This is a genomic window from Streptomyces sp. NPDC046303, from assembly GCF_055588085.1.
This window is the reverse complement of record NZ_JBVJFA010000006.1, coordinates 147,494-163,533: the sequence shown is the minus strand read 5'-3', so window position 1 is coordinate 163,533 and position 16,040 is coordinate 147,494. Positions and strand designations below refer to the sequence as shown.

15 protein-coding genes and 1 pseudogene are annotated in these 16,040 nt (G+C 68.4%); 8 read left to right on the top strand and 8 right to left on the bottom strand.

What is annotated here, in order from left to right:
* Positions 1–898: 898 nt before the first annotated feature.
* The 3 genes from ACZ6I1_RS08820 to ACZ6I1_RS08810 all read left to right on the top strand — a co-directional run bounded on the left by ACZ6I1_RS08820 (position 899) and on the right by ACZ6I1_RS08810 (position 3,203).
* Complete coding sequence (locus tag ACZ6I1_RS08820) at positions 899–1,261, top strand: hypothetical protein (RefSeq protein ID WP_469284730.1); 363 nt, start codon at positions 899–901, stop codon at positions 1,259–1,261.
* A gap of 1,141 nt (positions 1,262–2,402) precedes the next feature.
* Positions 2,403–2,918 (top strand): putative immunity protein, encoded by a 516-nt coding sequence (locus tag ACZ6I1_RS08815; protein ID WP_469284728.1) that lies wholly within the window; start codon positions 2,403–2,405, stop codon positions 2,916–2,918.
* Between the two features lie 105 nt (positions 2,919–3,023).
* On the top strand, positions 3,024–3,203 hold the full coding sequence (locus tag ACZ6I1_RS08810; RefSeq protein WP_469284726.1) for a hypothetical protein: 180 nt from the start codon (positions 3,024–3,026) through the stop codon (positions 3,201–3,203).
* A gap of 517 nt (positions 3,204–3,720) precedes the next feature.
* On the opposite strand, the gene ACZ6I1_RS08805 is transcribed toward ACZ6I1_RS08810, so the two are convergent.
* Entirely contained in the window at positions 3,721–4,290 is a 570-nt protein-coding gene (locus ACZ6I1_RS08805) for an SMI1/KNR4 family protein (RefSeq protein WP_469284724.1), read from the bottom strand.
* A gap of 906 nt (positions 4,291–5,196) precedes the next feature.
* On the opposite strand from ACZ6I1_RS08805, the gene ACZ6I1_RS08800 reads away from it, so the two are divergent.
* The gene (locus ACZ6I1_RS08800) at positions 5,197–6,036 is read left to right on the top strand and encodes a hypothetical protein (RefSeq protein ID WP_469284722.1); all 840 of its coding nucleotides are present in this window, start codon (positions 5,197–5,199) and stop codon (positions 6,034–6,036) included.
* Positions 6,037–6,348: 312 nt separating this feature from the next.
* On the opposite strand, the pseudogene ACZ6I1_RS08795 reads toward ACZ6I1_RS08800, so the two are convergent.
* The 3 genes and pseudogenes from ACZ6I1_RS08795 to ACZ6I1_RS08785 form a co-directional block, all read right to left on the bottom strand.
* Positions 6,349–6,480, bottom strand: a pseudogene (locus tag ACZ6I1_RS08795) (HNH endonuclease); the annotation flags it as partial.
* Positions 6,481–6,550: 70 nt separating this feature from the next.
* A complete protein-coding gene (locus ACZ6I1_RS08790) occupies positions 6,551–7,108 on the bottom strand; it encodes a hypothetical protein (RefSeq protein WP_469284720.1) in 558 nt (185 codons plus the stop codon).
* 351 nt (positions 7,109–7,459) lie between these two features.
* Positions 7,460–7,798, bottom strand: a complete 339-nt coding sequence (locus tag ACZ6I1_RS08785; RefSeq protein WP_469284718.1) for a hypothetical protein — start codon at positions 7,796–7,798, stop codon at positions 7,460–7,462.
* 1,151 nt (positions 7,799–8,949) lie between these two features.
* Here ACZ6I1_RS08785 and ACZ6I1_RS08780 point away from each other — a divergent pair.
* Both ACZ6I1_RS08780 and ACZ6I1_RS08775 read left to right on the top strand, forming a co-directional pair.
* A complete protein-coding gene (locus tag ACZ6I1_RS08780) occupies positions 8,950–9,828 on the top strand; it encodes an isocitrate lyase/PEP mutase family protein (protein WP_469284715.1) in 879 nt (292 codons plus the stop codon).
* The gene (locus ACZ6I1_RS08775) at positions 9,825–10,076 is read left to right on the top strand and encodes a hypothetical protein (RefSeq protein WP_469284713.1); all 252 of its coding nucleotides are present in this window, start codon (positions 9,825–9,827) and stop codon (positions 10,074–10,076) included. The genes ACZ6I1_RS08780 and ACZ6I1_RS08775 overlap by 4 nt, the downstream gene beginning before the upstream one ends.
* A gap of 580 nt (positions 10,077–10,656) precedes the next feature.
* On the opposite strand, the gene ACZ6I1_RS08770 is transcribed toward ACZ6I1_RS08775, so the two are convergent.
* Both ACZ6I1_RS08770 and ACZ6I1_RS08765 read right to left on the bottom strand, forming a co-directional pair.
* Positions 10,657–10,866 carry a hypothetical protein gene (locus tag ACZ6I1_RS08770; protein ID WP_469284710.1) on the bottom strand — a complete coding sequence of 70 codons (210 nt, stop codon included), beginning with the start codon at positions 10,864–10,866 and terminating at the stop codon, positions 10,657–10,659.
* A 133-nt stretch (positions 10,867–10,999) separates the two neighbouring features.
* On the bottom strand, positions 11,000–11,323 hold the full coding sequence (locus ACZ6I1_RS08765; RefSeq protein ID WP_469284708.1) for a chitin binding peritrophin-A domain-containing protein: 324 nt from the start codon (positions 11,321–11,323) through the stop codon (positions 11,000–11,002).
* Positions 11,324–11,460: 137 nt separating this feature from the next.
* Between ACZ6I1_RS08765 and ACZ6I1_RS08760 the strand changes: the two genes are divergently transcribed.
* A complete protein-coding gene (locus ACZ6I1_RS08760; RefSeq protein WP_469284707.1) occupies positions 11,461–12,894 on the top strand; it encodes a hypothetical protein in 1,434 nt (477 codons plus the stop codon).
* 511 nt (positions 12,895–13,405) lie between these two features.
* Here ACZ6I1_RS08760 and ACZ6I1_RS08755 read toward each other — a convergent pair.
* Positions 13,406–14,134, bottom strand: coding sequence for a YqjF family protein (locus ACZ6I1_RS08755; protein WP_469284705.1), 729 nt, complete (start codon positions 14,132–14,134; stop codon positions 13,406–13,408).
* A 906-nt stretch (positions 14,135–15,040) separates the two neighbouring features.
* Between ACZ6I1_RS08755 and ACZ6I1_RS08750 the strand changes: the two genes are divergently transcribed.
* A complete protein-coding gene (locus ACZ6I1_RS08750) occupies positions 15,041–15,481 on the top strand; it encodes an ATP-binding protein (RefSeq protein ID WP_469284703.1) in 441 nt (146 codons plus the stop codon).
* 137 nt (positions 15,482–15,618) lie between these two features.
* Here the strand turns inward: ACZ6I1_RS08750 and ACZ6I1_RS08745 are convergent, their stop codons facing one another.
* Positions 15,619–15,903, bottom strand: coding sequence for a hypothetical protein (locus ACZ6I1_RS08745; RefSeq protein WP_469284701.1), 285 nt, complete (start codon positions 15,901–15,903; stop codon positions 15,619–15,621).
* Positions 15,904–16,040 lie beyond the last annotated feature (137 nt).

Below are 16,040 nucleotides of genomic sequence, written 5' to 3'. Positions count from 1 at the left end.
TCCCCGGGGTCGTAAGTGATGTGGTGGCTGCGCAGGTGAGATGTAAGGACGAATGTCGGCGAGCTGGCAGCGGTCCTGGACTGAGGGGACAGGAGTGTCTGACAGCACGCGGATACGGGTGCCCGCCGATGGGTGCGCCGTCGCGGACGCCTGCTGTCATCTCGCCCGGTGCCCCGGCGAGGCACCAACGCTTCCGGAGGAAGACGCTGGGTGTCGGGCTGACGCCGAACGGGGAAAAGCCGCACGGAACGGTGTGCCCGGCGTCTCTCGGACGGTCGCCGGCGCCACGCTGTCCGTTGATGCGCACGCTTCTCACCGGGGACGGAAGGAAACTGCGGCCCCTACTGGCGGGCGGTACGCGCCTGGCCAACGTCGCACCGTCGGTGACGCGGCAGGGCGAGGACATCGGCCGGTGGCTCGCCACACAGCGCCGCGACTTCCACTCGCTCAACGAGGAACAGCCGCGCTGCCTCGCAGAGCTCGGGGGGAAGCCGGCGCGGGCCGTGCGAGCCCATACGGCGGCCTCGACGACCGGCGCGGCGTCCAGGGATGCGGGCGGGGCGCGGGGGCGTTCCCCAAAGGCGTCCGGGCTCTCGCCCAGTACTTCGAACGGATGGCGGCGGCATTGCCGGACGGGCAACACACGTCGAGCACCTCTCCGACGGGCAACACCGCACCGGGGTGTGGATCGTCAACCAAAAGCAGCGCCGCGACCGGCTCGGCGCCGACCACGGCGGGTGGCGCCGCGATTCGGGGCAGGGCGGGCGGGGTCAGACCCTGACCGCCCGTTCTCGAATGACGAGGGCCACACCCGCCCGCGCCAGGCATTCGGGGCCCGGGAAGCGGATCGCCGCGTCGGATCCCCGAGGAGCGATGGAGGGACGAACTATGCCTGGCTATGGGACTGTTCATGATGAGGCATCACCGACTGCTGGGGAAAGGGCGGAATATGGCGGACGAGGGGGACGGCTGGCTGACGGAGCGCCAGGTGAGCACCTTGTGGCCGGGCGTGGGTATTCGCTCGGTGTATGTGAATGCGCTGGCCCATGGGGTGCGGGTCCGTTCGGAGAGCTGGATGACCACTACGGGCTATGCCGGCAAGATGTGGTACCACGCCGACGACGTGCGCCGAGTGGCCCCGCAGATAGCAGCCCAGCCACCCCTCAAGGGGCCGTCCCCGGTGCCGTGCTGTCTGCTGCTGATCGTTCTGGCAGCGGGACCGGTCGTGTGGCTGGTGATGGCCATACGAAGCGGGCAGTAGAGGTCAAACGTGTGGCTGCGCGGGCGGCTCCGAGCCTCAAGGCGAAGGAGAGGCCGGTCAGATGCCTGCACGCGTGGGTACGGCGTCCGCACGTCCGTAGCCGAGCACCTGGGTGAGGACTTGTCGGAGCGTGATGAGGTCTTCGGGCCGGACCCAGATCTTCCAATGCTTCAGGATCGAGGGAGACGCGGAGGACGTTGGACGTTGCCCGTCAGGACAGCTTCCCGCACACAGCCATATGAAGTCCGATTCCCGGCTGTGACCAGACAGGCCGCCCGTTCTCTGACCGCCGGACGTCATAAGGCGCTCCGGCGAAGGAACTTCACCGACGGCCTCGCGCATCGACTCCGCAGAACAAGCTCTTCCGGAAACACCGCCGCCCTCGGCAGCAAGATCGGTCCGGATGTCAGCCCGCAGAAACCGCTCAAGTGAACTCAGGCGAGTCTGGCCACTTCACAGCCAAGAGAACTTACGGGGCCGAACACCCACGATTCAGTCTCGAGAACCACCGGTACGGGACGGCGTTTCTCGAAGTGGAAGATGTCCGGTCCCGCAACTTGATTGGAGAGACCGCTCTTCAGGGACGCAGCGCGAACGAGGTCCCCGCAGGCCCCTGTTCCTCTGCTCCCCCGTCGTGGTGGGCGGCCCGCTGGACGGTCTGCTGCTCTATCACGGTCTGGCCCTCCAGAACTTCACATCCGTGCCGCCGCAGACAGCCGCGATCGCGGACAGCCGGTTCCGCTCGGCCTCATCCACCGCCAGGCCCCACCGCAGCTTCGTCGCGGTCCACTCCGTGCGCCGTACCTGCACACCGCCTCCGCCGGCGGCGGCAGCCACTGCGCCGGATGCTGAGCCGCTTTCGACCGGTTCGACCGGGCCGACACCGCCTCCAGGCTGGCCCCTGCCCCCGGTCTTCGCTTACGCGTCCCCGCCGCGCCGGGCCGTCCGCAGGCCCTCGTCGCCGCGTTCGCCACTGGCAAGAACCTCGTCGACAAGGCCGCCGCCGCCCGCACGTCCGTGAGCGAGGTGGTCGGCGACTGAGAGCTCGTCTCGTCTGGCCGGGAGACAGCAGCCGGGCTTGCGAACCGACCACCGGGTTTGCAGGCTTCGCTTCATACCAGCAGGAAGGAATGCCCCAACCGTGATCCTCCCGAAGGTCAGAGACCCTCGCTTCGTGACGATCCGCCGCGGTGGGACCCTCACTGATTCGGATCACCATCTCCTCGCCCTATGGGCGGCAGCTTGCGCGGAGCACGTCCTTGATCTTTTCGAGTCGGCTCAGCCTGAGGACCCACGGCCGCGCCAGGCGATCGATCATGTCCGCGCCTGGGTGCGTGGCGAGGTGAAGATGATGCAAGCCCGCGCGGCGGGCGGCCACGCAATGGGCGCGGCCCGAGACCTACGTGGCGCAGCACGGCATGCCGCCTACGCCGCCGGCCAGGCCGGGGTCGTCGCACACGTCGCCGCACACGAGCTCGGTGCGGCTGCCTATGCGATCAAGGCCGCACGCGCCGCCGCGCCAAAAGGCGAGAGTGAGGCCGCAGGGCGACTCGAGTGCCAGTGGCAGCGCGACCAGCTCCCAGAGGCGATTCGTGAGCTCGTACTTGACGACCAGCTCTTGCGGAACGACATCTGCTGGTCGGTGTTTGACTGCTGACCGAGGCTGATCCACTGGCATTGGCTGGGCATAGGGTCTTCGCAAGGCGGCTGGGCCGGGGCCGAGTCGCCATCCACACCGCGAGGCGCTCAAGGGGGTGTCTAGATGGCAGACAGTGAGTGGGAAGCCGGCGAGTTGCCGTGGGCGCGGCGAGGCACGGAGGATCTCCCGTTCTGCGGCGGTCACACTGTCGCACTCAGCTTCGGCGACCGCACCACCGACGACTGTGACGGCGAAGCAGGCGACACCGCCCTGCGGTGCGAGATGGTCAACGATATCCCGTAAACCGGCAATATCGGCCTCCCACCGGCCGACGAGAACACGGGCCCCGTCTCGGCTGAGATCGGGGCCTTGTCTCAATCTCCAGGAACGACGGCCGTCGCAGGCAACTTTCCACTGCGCCCTTCACGCCAAAACCGCCTCTCGCGTCCGAGGCGGTTCTACCAAGCCGGCCCCTGGACACGACTGGCCAGGCCATCAGACAGCGCCTCCGCGGTGGCGCCCGACCGTAGTCCCGATGGTGGGGAAAGTGAGCGAGCAAGTCTGTCCCACCCCGAGTGTCCGGTGAGGAGATTCGTCGAGCCCCATCAAAAAGGGGGCCCGGTAGCGAAGCGACCTGCCCGAAGGGCAGCCCTTATACGCACCCGTGCCCGAGAGTGTCAGACGACTGTCAGCGTGGTGATGAAGCGGGGTAACGGCGACACTCGCCTTGGGCACGGGATGTAGTTGTCTCCGGTTCCGGGCTGTCCCTTCGTGTGTGACGACGCGGTGAACACGAGCGAGTCGTGGAGCCGTCGTTCCCTCAGAAGGCCTCGACCTGAGGCCGTACCGACGGCAGCTCCCACAGTTCCAAGGCTCCGCTGATCAGGTCGGCGAGGAACTGGACCGCGCCTCCGGTGTAGTGCCACCAGCCGCCGTTGCGTGAGGCCACGGTGACGGTCCAGCCGTCAGGACCAGGCCCCGTCGTGTTCCAGAGGAAGTAGTCGCCCTGGTTCGAGGTGGCCCACGGCGGCAGGCCTCCAGGGGCAGGAAAGGCGTGCAGAGGAACCGACATCTCTGCGTCCGCACACCACTCAGCGAGGATCTCAAGATCTTCGGAGTCCTCTGACCAGGCCGTTTCCTGCCCGGGGTTCGGGAAGCCGACGCAAAGGAAGTCCCCGAAAGCCAAGGACGGGTAGCTCTCGGCAAGCAGCTTGAAGTCGGAGGGCAGCTCCGTGGTCAGGCACTCCTCGACCGTTGACCAGTCGATGCCGGCTGGAGCCGTACGTCGAAGGAGGGCGAGGCCAGGGACGGCCTGCTCCAGAAGCGCGACTGCCGAGGCCGGATCAGTCAGTCGCTGACGAGGTACTTGAGTGCCGATGAGAGCGTCCACCGGGACAGCGTGCCAGAGCACAGATCACGAGCCTTCACTGACCTCCTACGTTCGACCAACGACGCCTTGAGCAACCGTGATCTTTTGACGTTCGGGCAAGCTGGCGGTATTTCGTCGTGCTCGGAGCAGGAGCACATCGTGGTTTGCGGAGACTGTTGGGTGCTGATCGTCGACAACGACGTCCTGGTGGTGGAACGGCAGCTGCGGCAAGGTCGGCTGAGCTGCCCGTCATGCGGGGCGGCCCGGGCGCCCGGCGGCTGCTCCTGCACGTCGGGCGCTGCGCGGTTTCCGCTTCGCCGGCGTCGTCTTCGTGGCGGCCGTCTCCTTCGCCGCGGTCTTCTTCGCCGGAGCCTTCCCGGGGCGGGGAGGTTGTGGACCGTGGCGGACTCGCCGCGGGAGACCTTGGCTTTCCCGGACAGAGGGATGGTGAGGCGCATCGTGGAGCTGGTCGGCTCCACGCTGTCTCTCCGCCGGAGGGGCGTCGGGATCCCGACTGCTCTGGCCTCGAATCAGGCCGAGGTCACGTGGGTGCCCACTTGCGGCCGACGGAGGCACCCGGCGCCGGGGCGGCCGGGGCGCCGGGAACGCTCATCGAGTAGGGCTCCACGTGGGCCGTGCGGGCTGTCCGTGATGGGTCCGCGTGCACTAGCGCGGCGGCGGACGAGCCCGACGGGGCTGCAGCACGCTCCGCCCGCGGGGTGGCTGGTGGCCAGAGCCTCCTCGCTTATGCCGCCTTCCTCGGCACGCGAGCCCCCACATGGCCCCGCCCGCGCGCGCGGAGGTGGTCGCCCTGCGCAGGATGGCCCCGTGGGGCTCGTGCCGGACGCCATGTCCGGCCCGTCCGGTCGGAGTCCCTGCACCGGCCCGAACGCGGCCACCCCAGGAGAAAACAGGAGGCGCACCACCATGTTGTTCTTCTACGACCAGACCACAGGAGCCGCCGGAACGGGCGAGCTCGACGCATCGGGCGACTATGTCAACCTGAAGGACTTTCCGGCCGGACAGTTCGGCCACTGGACGCACATCGTGCCCGGCGGCGGAGAGCTGTTCTTCTACAGCAGTGAAACACGAGCCGCAGGAACGGGCAGGCTCGCCGCCGACGGCGACTACGTCAACCTGAAGGACTTTCCGGCCGGACAGTTCGGGGACTGGGATCGCATCGTGGCGGGCGGTGTCCTGGTCTTCTTCTATGACCGGGACACGCGGGCCGCCGCATCGGGCCGGCTCACCGCCGACGGCGACTACGTCAACCTGAAGGACTTCCCGCCTGCACAGTTCGGGGACTGGAGCCACATCGTCTCCGCCGGCGGCGATTTCTCCCCCCGCTACTTCTTCTACAACCAGGGCACGGGGGCCGCCGGATCCGGCGATCTCCAGGACGACGGCGACTACGCCCACCTGAACGACTTCCCGGCCGGACAGTTCGGGAAGTGGACCAACGTCACCTTCGACGAGGGTTCCTCCAAGCTCTTCTTCTACAACCGGGACACGCGGGAGGCCGGATCGGGGAAACTCGACGCGGACGGCGACTACGTGCACCTACAGAGCTTCCCGGCCGGACAGTTCGGGAACTGGACCCACATCGTGCCGGCTCGTCGCAAGATCTTCTTCTACGACCAGGACACGCAGGCCGCGGCATCGGGCGAACTCGATGACGGCGGCGGCTACACGCACCTGAAGCACTTTCCGGCCGGACAGTTCGGCTACTGGAGCAACATCACGGTGACTCAGGAGGGCACTCCCTGACGGGCCGGCCCAGCACACCTGGAGTGCCGACGGTCCGTGAGCACATTCGTCCCATCTGTGTCGATGATCGTGCAGTGATGCGCGGCCTTGCCGGCATGCGTCCCCGCCCATAGCTCGGGCACCCGAGCCTCCTTCGTCGATCGGTTGACTGGACCCTGCAGACGACCACGCCGACGTGTCCTTACGAAGCGATCTCTGTTCCCTCATCCCCATGAGTGGCCGTGTCGTCGCGGGGCACTGGGCGGCCGATCAGTCAGAGCCACACCTTCGGCAGGAGCGCCGTTCAGCCACACCCATGCCCCCGGGCCTCCGAAGCCACTGCGCCGGATCCTGATCCGCCTTCTGCCGGTTCGACCGGGCCGTGACCGCCACCGGCGACGCCGGCTGGCCCTGGTCGTGCGCGTACGCCTCCCGCCGGGCCGGCGTCCACGCCGAGGCCCCAGCTGGCGGGGAGCGCCATTCGAACCGTGCGGTATTCGCGGCTCATGAACGTGGACAAGCCCAGGCGGTAATGTCAGCGGCCGTCGCGACGCCACTCGTAGCGCCACACCGCGTCGCGGTAGTCCTCCCAGTCCGGGTAGCCGGGCTGTGGCGGGCCAAGGCGGCGTGCCGCTTCCACGCACCGCTCGTCGTCGTGGAGGGCGAGCCCGTACACGGCGAGGACCTGGACCTGGCGGTCCGTGTCGTCCAGCAGCGCGGCCATGGCTTCGACAAGGACGGGATCGAGGTCTCTGGCCTGCCCGGCCGCACGACAGGCTGCCCGCCGTACCGCCGCGGCCACGTCCGTCATCAGCACCAGCAGTGCCTCACGAGCATCCTCGGACAGGTCCGTGGAGTCCAGACGCGTGCCGAGGCCGCCGGCCACGGCTCGCCGGACGCCGGCGTCGTGGTGGGCGACGTGCGCCAGGAGGGCCGCTTCGGCACGCGGTCCGGCGTACGAACCAAGTCCGTCTAGCACCGTTGTGAGGACGGCGTTGTCCGTCTCCTGGCCCGACCAGTCGGTGAGGGCGTTCACGGCGAGGAGGCAGAACTCTTCCTCGTGGCTGTCAGCGAAGAGCTCGATCAGCCGCATCAGCTCGGCACCGAACAACCGGCGGGACGGATCCGCATCAGCGCGCAAGGTCTCGGCGGCCGTCCAGGTCTCCTGATCACGTCGGTGAGACAGCAGAATCGCGGCCCGTCCCCACGCTGTGTGGTCCTGGTCGCTGTCCAAGGCGCGTGTGACGAGTTCCTCGCACGAGGCACGGATGCCGAGCTGTTCCTCCAGGTCTGTAAGGATCGCCCCGTGCCCGTCCCGCACGCTGATTCCGCGGAGCGTGAGCTCGCCGACGGTGTAGTACTCATCGTCCTGGACCCGGGTACAGACAAGATCGTCTTGGGAGCCGGTGCGGCGCCGCAGTTCGGCTTCGGTCCCCGCCTCGTACTAGCTGCGCGCGAGATCCCGCATCTCCATCAGCTCGGACGCCGGGTACCTGTCCCGGATGCTGCGGTCCAGAAGGGCCCCGACCAGCGCAGGCGAACCCGAATCAACCGCCTCGCGCAGGGACAGCAGCTCCTCCGGCGCGCACTGGCTGGCATCGGCCCCACCCATGAGCAGCAGATCAGCGATGTGCCCGTGGAACGCCTGGATAGCCACGGCGAACGCGGCGGTCCGCTCGCCGTAGTCCCCGTAGTCCCCGTCCTCCTCCAGAAGCTGCTTCACACGGAGCGTGTCCCCGACCTGAGCAGCGGCGACCAGAGGAGACTCCACCACACCGCTCACGCGCCCATCCACATCCACCACTTCACTCCCCCGCCGTGATCCCGCAGCTCACTCTAGGCATGTCCCAGCACACCGACACAAGCCACAGCCGACACAGCCAAGGGGTTCAGTCACCACAAGCACCAGGCTCCTCTGCCACGGATGCAGCACAACCCTCAGCCACAATCCCGGAACGAAGCGGCCGCCGATCCCGCCTCTCAAGCCGGCGGGGAGCGTCATTCGGAGCACACGAAGTTCCCCTCGCGTGCTGTGCCCGGTCGGCAGCACTCCGAAGCGGGGCCAATCGTGACCTTCAGCTGCCGGTCAATTGATCGGCTCGCACTTCGAACTCGTCGAGTCCGTCGAGTGATTCGATCCCCCATGGGGCAACGGAGATCGTGACCGTGTCCAGAAGGTCCGTGGTGTTGCTGGTGGTCAGGATGTCGCAGAGGATGCCGACCTCGACGGGATAATGGGAGCCAGGGGTCAGGTCGCCGCCGGTAAAGGCGGGCCACTTGTCGATGAAGGCCCACTGTCTCTGGTGGGCATCGATGAAGCGGACCTGCGAGCCGGCGGCTCAGGGGGGCCCTGTGTCCGGCGCACCAGTCGACCGGGGCCATGCCCGCCGCAGTCGTACCGACGGCGCTCGCACCCCTCCCCCGACCGGTGTACGGGACGCCGTGCCGGACCACCCCGCCCCCCGACCCCTCCGCGGCAGAACCCGGCAGGCCGGCCGGTCACGCCGGCGTCACCCTCAGGCCACCCGATCCCGAACCGAACCGCTCGATCACCCGCACCTCCCCCAGCACCGCCAACGGTCCCGGTTCCCGGCGCAGTCAGCCGGCCCACCGGCGGCGCCCGTTCACCACCGCAGCGCGGCTTGCCCGAGCCATCCGCCCCACCTCCACCAGCAGCACCCTGTCCCGGCCCGCGACGACCGGGGCGAGGGTGGCGAGTAGCAAGCGAGGGGGCGGATGACGCTCGAAGGGACAAACCGGCCGTCAGCCAAGTGACGTTTCTGCGGTGAACGGGCTACTCCATTGGCGTGAGGGTATCCGCGCCGGAACCATTCCTCTAGAAACGGTCAGGAAAAGATCTGTTTTGGGTAAAGCGCTGCCGTGTCACCGCAGCTATCCCATTTCCATGTGAGCCGCGTCTCTGGAGGTCTGACCATGAGTTACGGAAACACCCTGCGGGAAGCGATCGCGAAGCCTGGCACCACACCCTTGATCGGCGTGTACGACATGTACTCGGCGTCCGTGGCGGCCCAGCACTACGACGGGATGTTCGTCTCCGGCTTCGGCTTCGCGGCCTCGTACTACGGGCTGCCCGACATCGGGTTCATCGCCTGGCCCGACATGATGGCCTTCGTCCAGCGCCTGCGCGGCGCCTTCCCGGGCCACCACCTCCTCGTCGACATCGACGACGGCTACGTCGACCCCGAGGTGGCCTGCCACGTCGTGGAAGGCCTGGAGCGGATCGGTGCCTCCGGCGTCATCCTCGAGGACCAGAAGCGTCCGCGGCGGTGCGGGCACGCGGAGGGGAAACTGGTGCTGCCGCTGGCGGAGTACCTGGAGAAGCTGGAGATGGTACTGGCGACCCGGCGGGACCTGGTCGTGGTTGCCCGAACCGACGCGACGGAAGAGGAGGACATCCTGCGCCGTGCCGAGGCTCTGGCCGCCACGGACGCCGACGTCGTCCTGGTCGACGGGGTCCGCAGCGTGGAGTGGATCGAGCGGATCCGGACGGTGGTCGGCGGAAAGCCGCTGCTGTTCAACCAGATCGCCGGCGGCAAGTCGCCACGCCTGTCCCTGGGCGAGTTGACCGACCTCGGCGTCGACGTCGCGATCTACAGCACCCCGTGCCTCTTCGCCGCGCACAAGGCCATGGACACCGCCCTGGCCGAGCTCCGGCTCGCTGACGGACGCCTGCCCGCCGCCGAAGACGGTGAAGAGATCGGCGTGGCCGAGTCCACCCGGCTGGTGGCGAAGAACATCACCCGCCACCGCACCCTCCCCGCTGCCAGGGAGAACGCGAGCGTGCACGTGTGACCGGCGCACGAGTGCGAGCCTGCGCCTTCCTCGTCTTGACCAGCCTCGGCGGCAGCGCGGTCCCCGCGGCTGCGAGCGACAGCCTGATCACTGTCATCGACAACTCTCACGCCGACTCCGTCCTGGAAATCGACCGAACTGCCAACGTCCAGAGCGGCAGCGGGACCGCCGGCAGCGACCACGACGGCAGCGCCGTCGACATACTCGCCACACTCGTCCAAGCCCTCCACTCCGAAACCCGAGACTGAGCCACACGTCACCAGCAGGCACGGCCGAGACCACGTCAGCGCGGGGGTTCCCGGCCGCCCTGGGGTATCTGGAGTTCCCGGGACCGGCCAACAGCCGAATCGGCTCCACGACGAGGGACCATCTTTCCCTCACATGTCCGGTACCCCTCAGCCCGCGTGGCCTCCGCCGGCCTCGCCGGTCGTGCGGACCCGCAGGCCACGAACGAGCGGGGGCGAGCGGCCCTGACCGATGACGGCCTCGGCCCTGCAGGGCTGTTGCACCAGCTCCAGCTCCGCGCAGGTCTGCTCACGCCCTTGCCTGATTCGGGGCCGTCTGCCGCCAGGTCCGGGCGGGGTTCGCGGTGGGGGCTTTCGGCTGGCTGAGCATTCGGACGCAAATGCTGTGCGGCGGTCCCGACAGGCAGGCCTTGGCCGCCCGTACCCCTGTCGTAGTGTGGGCGAAGGGGCCCCGGCACTTTCCCTGCCGGGGCCCCTCTGTATCAGTTGTGCCGACCGCTTCAGTCGATGGCGATGAAGCCGAACGGCCGGGCAGAGGGCGCGCCGTAGTAGTCGCCGGTGACGATGACGGCCTGCTCGCTGGTCACTTCCGCCACGTGGATGTTGTCGACGTAGTTCCGACGTGGTTCCAGTCGCCACCGGTGATGGTCGCGGTGACCGTCGGCGTCTCGGGGAACTCCCCGCTGAACATGACGGCGTACGTGCCCGGGGCCATGTGCAGCACCTTGAAACCGCGGCCCGCGGTGCGCTTGCCGTCAGCGCTGACGTTCCCTCGAACTACCTGGTGGGGCATGACAGGTCTTCCCGTCCATGCTGGGGAGACGAACCGCGGCGACTGCCTCACGCCGGCCAAGGCCCGCGCCTCCGGCATCGCCATGCGAACCGCCGGTCCGCAGACCTGAGCCCCCGGAATGACTGCTGGGGGGTCAGTCGGGGAAGGGCTCGTACGCCCTGTTGTCCGGGCTGAGAGCCCAGGGATGGTTGCAGTGTCCCGGCGGCAGGTCGGTGTCGTAGACGGTGCCGGGCGGGCAGTCGAAGTCGGCGCGCTTCATGACGCCGTCCTCCTCGTAGCAGCGGTAGAACTTCTTGACGTCATTTTCGTTGGGGAACCATCCCTCCTCGGTGCAGCCGTTGCTCTGCATGGTGGGCGCGGCGAGCGCTGTCTGCACCAGCGCAGGGGCGACGACCCCGGCGAGTACCAGCGCAGCGCATGGGGCCGCCGCGGTCGTAGTCGGGCGGCCCGGTTCCATGGGCGAGGTGGCAGGATGACACGGTGTTCGATTCTCTGCATCAACCGTGGCTGCGCGGCATCGCCTTCAATCCGGCGGCGCCCTCCGACGTTCTCGTACGCCTATTGGATCGAGTGGCCGGTGAGGCAGGCCTGCTCATGTGCGAGGGTCGTGACCTGCCTGACGCCGTCATCGACACGATCCTGCGCCATCCGGACTACGTCATCCGCCGCGCGCTCGCCCGCAACCGGTACGTCGACCCGGCGCGGCTCGCCCCCTTGGCGACGGACCCGTCAGGGGTCGTCCGCGGGTGGCTCGCCTCCGGCCCCCGTCCCCGTCACTACCCCCGATGGGTCCGACCGCTGCCGGACGACATCCTCGTCACCCTCCTGATGGCCCAGGACGGGGGCGAGGACGGCAAGGTCACCGCGAAGGAGATCATCGGGGAGCTCGATTCGTCCCGGCAGATCCCGCTGTCCTTCTTCCGCTCCATCGCCGGCCACGAGAACCCCGAACTCCGGATAGTGGCCACTTGGAGGTGGCAGTCCCTCACCCCGGCGCAGCGGGCAGGGCTGCTCGACGATCCGGACCCCGCGGTCCGTGAAGCGGCGCAGGACAGGAACTGGGCGCTGGACCCGGAACGGGTGGAGGCCCAGCTGCCGTCCTTCGGTTCGCGCAACGGATGGGTGTTCGCCACGTGTGCTCTGTCCCCCGCGCTCGTCGAGCAGTGTTTCGCGGACGGCACGGTGCTCCCCTTGGCCCGGAACCCGCACGCCCCGGCCTACGCCCTCGCCCGGCTCGCCCGCCACCCCGACACGGAGGTCCGCGCGTCGGTCGCCGCCCGGCCCGACGTGGGACCGGACCTGGTGGCGGAGTTGAGGGAGGACCCGGATGAGTACGTGCGGATGTGCGCGCGCGTCCACCCCTTCCCCCGTACCTGGGCGGAGTACTCGGCGATCGACCAGGTCATCGGGCACGGTCCTGACTGCACCTGCCCGATCGGCGAGCCGTTCACCAAGTCGGATATCGAGCCGGACGTCGGGCCGTCGCCCGACTGGTTCGCCACCTGTGCGGTGTCCGAGGAACCGGTGCTCCGCCGGGTCGCGGCGAGTTGGCCGGGCCTGTCGGCGGAACTCGTCGAGACGCTCGCCCAGGATGACGACGAGGAGGTGAGGATCCGCCTGGCTTGTCACCACCCGCTGGCACCGCCACGGCTTCTCGCCGACGTGTTCGTCACCCGCCCGGCCCACCGTCCGCACCTGCTGGCCCTGCCCGCGTTTCCCCGTACCGGGCATGCCCACCTCATCGGCCACTCGGATCCGCAGGTGAGGGCCCTGGCCGCAGCAGATCCCGCCTTGCCCGAACCCCCGGTGGACGACCCCAACACGTCGGTGCGCCGGGCAGCGGCCGCCAACCCGAGCCTGTCACGGGAAGCCCTGGAGGCCCTCCTCGCCGACCCTTGTACCGCCGAGGGCGCTGCGGCCAATCCGGCCCTGCCCGTACTGCGCATGCAGGCACTCCTCGACCGCTGCCTGAACGGCACCGCCACCCTGCCGGGGGCCGTCCAGCGCGGACAGACGACGCCCACGTAGCGATCGCAGGCATGGCAACCTCCGTGGACCCCATCGACTGACGTCGACACATCAGACAGGCGTTTCCAAATCCCAGCAACATTCCGGACATCAGCAACGAGCGACTGCTCCTGCAACTCGTCTACAAACGTTCTCCCTTCTCACCTGCGCAGCCATCGGAGCCGCGCCCAACAGATCGCCGGCTGGGGAGAAGATCGGTTGGAGCGCCGCAAGACACCGTCTCCAGTACGGTGGAGCATCTGCTTGCCCCATCTGACGAGAAGATCGCGACACGATCCCACATGGGGATCGCCCGTGGCCGGGACACCGGCAGCCGGCACCACCTCTACGAGAACAGCCTGTCGATCGCCGAAGCCTGCGCCCCGTAAGGCCTGACGGCGCGGCGCGGGCGGCGGGCCCGAAGGGGAGCCTGCGGCTCCAGGATCGGGGGAAGGCGCCCCGCGCCCCCGGCAGCTGTAGGGCAGCAAGCGGACTGGGTACTGGCTCATCCCTCCTGCGGGATTGCCGGTGCTCACCAGGCGGGCCTGGAGGGCCCGATGCGAACCGGTCCGACGCCGGGCGAGGTGTGGACCACAGGAGGACCCGTCGGGCCAGGGAGTCCGGCGCTGTTGGTCAACGACTCCTCGAGCTCCAGGAGGGTGCCGTGGTGCAGGTTCCAGGGCTCGTGTTCCACCGGCGTCTGCCAAAGCCGGCCCGCGCACACCGAATACGCGCGCCACCTGGAGGTCAGCCACCGCGCCAGCGGGTTTCCCTCGCTGACCGGCGAGCCTGTCCGCACCCGGATCTGGTACGCGGCCTGCCCGTTCCTGCGCACGCCGCCGTAGAACAGACTCTCCCCATCCGCCCGTACAGTGAGATCTCCCAGGTGATACGGCACGCCGACGCCACGGGCCGCCAGCATCAGCGGGTTGGCGACGTCAAGGCTGAGGAACCACAGGCCTCTGCCGCCATCAGGTCGCCGCACGTACGTGCGCAGGTTCGTCTCAGCGAACTGCGGGCGCGGCAACGGCGCCAAGCCAAAGAGCTTGACCCGGCTCATGACGAACGGCGTGATGCTGATCCAGGCCGAGCCGTCGAAAATGTCGGCGCGCAACCCGGGCGGCAGCAGCGCCTCGACGGACTCGCGGCGGCAGGGCCAGTGCACCATCGCCTGGTAGCGCCAGTGCATCGTGAGGATCGGCAAGCCCACCGCAGGCGGAGCCCACTCGGGTGGCGGCGTCCCAGTATCCGTGGTGTTCATCGACGCCCATCCTCGGCTGCAGGCTCTGTTGCGGTGGTCGGCTCTTGCCCTCGAGGCGAGGAGGACGGTTCTCCTTGGCAGAATGCCAGCAGGTAGCCTGGGAGTGGCGCATTTGCGTGTAATGCATGCTGTGTTCTGTACGGCGGATCATGGAGTCGGAGGGCTCCGCGTCAGGCACAGGACCTGTCAGAGGAGCACTTCTTCATCGAAGAGCTGACCTTCGCTGATGCGGACGCGATCTCGCCATGCTGACCAGCCGCTCGTGGGCCGCGCCGCGACCGGCCGTATCGCTGACGCTTCGTAGGGCGGGCGCGGACCGGCGATGCTCGGGTGCGGCAACGCCCCGGGTGCGCCCCGGGCTTCGTCCGGGCCGACGCCGGGGAGAGGCGTGGGTCGAACTGTGGGGCTCCGCGCACGGTGGCGCCCCGGGACGGCGTTGGGCAGGTGGGGGTGGAATCCGGTTGCCATCGTCACCACGGAGAAGTGGACTCCGGCACCGGGAAGGCCGCAAGGGCGGGGCTGCGCCTGGGCAGCGCGTGACGTGGACGAGGAGGTCGTAGACCGGGTCGCCGGGTTCTGCGGATCAGCCCGCAGCGCCGGTACCCCGTCCTCGCCGATCACATCCGCGGCGCCCTGTACGTGATGGTCCCGCCGGGCACCGGACACCTCGCCGGAAGCGGTGCCGGGAGTCCGCGTTCTATCCCGCCGTGTTTCCCACCGGGCATCAGACAGGTCGCTTGGGTACGGTTTTTTTTCGGATTCCGGAAGTCGGACACCCGGAGTGACTTTGACTTCACCTGTCGTCAGTGACTGTGATGGACTTTACGGGTAGCGCTGGAGTCGGTGAGGGTGTTCGGGCAAGGGCGGCTGTATGGATCAGGCTGTGCAGGGAGAGGGCCGGCGCTGATGGCAGCCCGTTCGCCGGTGGTGACCGCTGCGTTCGAGGCCGGTCAGGACATTGCCGATGCCCGCAGACTGGCTCTGTCGTTTCTGTCGGATGTGCAGGCGGTGCACGGGCTGCCGGTGTCCGAGCGGGTGATGGGCATGGTGGAGTTGGTGGTGAGTGAGCTGGTGACCAATGCCCGCAAATATGCTCCGGGCCCGTACTTGCTGGCGTTGGAGGCGTGCGAGGGCGCTGTCGAGGTGACTGTCTGGGACAGTGAGCCGAGGTTGCCGGCGGTTCAGGCCACTGACCCGCACCGGGTGGGCCAGCACGGTCTGGAGATCGTCATGGCCGTGTGCCGGAGCTTCGAGGTGCACCGCGAACCGGTAGGCAAGCGCATCAAGGCGGCTGTCGCCCTGGCCGACGATTGGGGCACGGGCATGGGCGGCCACCAGGCGGGGTGATCAGAGAGCCGGTGGGGGCTGGGTGGTCTTCGCGGTCTTGGGCCGCCATCACCCTGATGACCCGACGCAGCACCCAACGCGGGAACACCCGGCTCCACCCGCAGTGAGACCGCCCAGGCAAGCGACCCACCCAGGCATCAGTGGCACCCGAGACCCCCCAGACGGGCATTGATCAACTGCTCAGCCTCTTCCGACAGCCGCGCACGCCGTTCCAGGTCCTCGACCCACTCGAGTTCCACACGCAGAGCGAGCTCGGTACGCAGCACAGTCGCTCTGGGAACCGGCACCCGCTGCCCCGGCTTCTCCGTGAACGGCTGCAACTCCGACGCTGCAGCCTGAGCCTCCTCCGACGCGCAGCGACGAAGCGAGAGAAACGCCCGGGCAAGCCAGTCAGCCGGGACCTTCACCATGAAATCGGTCATACCCAGACAACGACCGGCCATGAACCCCGGTGACGCAAACTCCAGTCCCACTTGTCCCATAGAGGAGCCGAGCACGTTCCGGCCACGAGCCAGGAAATGTCATGAACGGCTCAGGGATGGGCACTGGCCGAGAGATA

What these genes read in the sequence shown, in the direction of transcription:
- ACZ6I1_RS08820 (WP_469284730.1), top strand. Translation starts at nt 899, where the DNA reads ATGGGACTGTTCATGATGAGGCATCACCGACTGCTGGGGAAAGGGCGG.
- ACZ6I1_RS08810 (WP_469284726.1), top strand. Translation starts at nt 3,024, where the DNA reads ATGGCAGACAGTGAGTGGGAAGCCGGCGAGTTGCCGTGGGCGCGGCGA.
- ACZ6I1_RS08800 (WP_469284722.1), top strand. Translation starts at nt 5,197, where the DNA reads ATGTTGTTCTTCTACGACCAGACCACAGGAGCCGCCGGAACGGGCGAG.
- ACZ6I1_RS08790 (WP_469284720.1), bottom strand. Translation starts at nt 7,108, where the DNA reads ATGCGGCTGATCGAGCTCTTCGCTGACAGCCACGAGGAAGAGTTCTGC.
- ACZ6I1_RS08780 (WP_469284715.1), top strand. Translation starts at nt 8,950, where the DNA reads ATGAGTTACGGAAACACCCTGCGGGAAGCGATCGCGAAGCCTGGCACC.
- ACZ6I1_RS08770 (WP_469284710.1), bottom strand. Translation starts at nt 10,866, where the DNA reads ATGCCCCACCAGGTAGTTCGAGGGAACGTCAGCGCTGACGGCAAGCGC.
- ACZ6I1_RS08765 (WP_469284708.1), bottom strand. Translation starts at nt 11,323, where the DNA reads ATGGAACCGGGCCGCCCGACTACGACCGCGGCGGCCCCATGCGCTGCG.
- ACZ6I1_RS08760 (WP_469284707.1), top strand. Translation starts at nt 11,461, where the DNA reads ATGTGCGAGGGTCGTGACCTGCCTGACGCCGTCATCGACACGATCCTG.
- ACZ6I1_RS08755 (WP_469284705.1), bottom strand. Translation starts at nt 14,134, where the DNA reads ATGAACACCACGGATACTGGGACGCCGCCACCCGAGTGGGCTCCGCCT.
- ACZ6I1_RS08750 (WP_469284703.1), top strand. Translation starts at nt 15,041, where the DNA reads ATGGCAGCCCGTTCGCCGGTGGTGACCGCTGCGTTCGAGGCCGGTCAG.
- ACZ6I1_RS08745 (WP_469284701.1), bottom strand. Translation starts at nt 15,903, where the DNA reads ATGACCGATTTCATGGTGAAGGTCCCGGCTGACTGGCTTGCCCGGGCG.